Source organism: Burkholderia sp. SIMBA_062 (genome assembly GCF_046534765.1).
Classification (GTDB): Bacteria; Pseudomonadota; Gammaproteobacteria; order Burkholderiales; family Burkholderiaceae; genus Burkholderia; species Burkholderia ambifaria.
Genome location: NZ_JAWRYD010000172.1, coordinates 1 through 315, shown reverse-complemented (window position 1 = coordinate 315; position 315 = coordinate 1). Strand labels below are relative to the sequence as shown.

Genomic DNA, 315 nt, shown 5'->3' with positions numbered 1-315 from the left:
CCCGTCGAAGCCCACGATCGCCGAGTGGCCGAAGTACGAATACACGCCGTCCCAGCCCGTGGCGTTCGCGACCGCCACATAGGTGTTGTTCATCCACGCCATCGCTTTCGCGACCATCACCTGCTGCTCTTTCGCCGGATACATATAGCCCTGGCAGCGCACGATCAACTCCGCGCCGTTCATCGCGCAGTCGCGCCAGATCTCCGGATAATTGCCGTCGTCGCAAATAATCAGGCTGATTTTCAGGCCTTTCGGACCGTCCGACACATACGTGCGATCGCCCGGATACCAGCCTTCGATCGGCGTCCACGGCAT

At 60.6% G+C, this 315-nt stretch carries 1 protein-coding gene; it reads right to left on the bottom strand.

Annotation, left to right across the window (positions count from 1 at the left end; genetic code table 11):
• The coding region (locus SB786_RS35900) for a nitrilase-related carbon-nitrogen hydrolase (RefSeq protein ID WP_410731531.1) at positions 1 to 315 on the bottom strand (315 nt) is incomplete at both ends.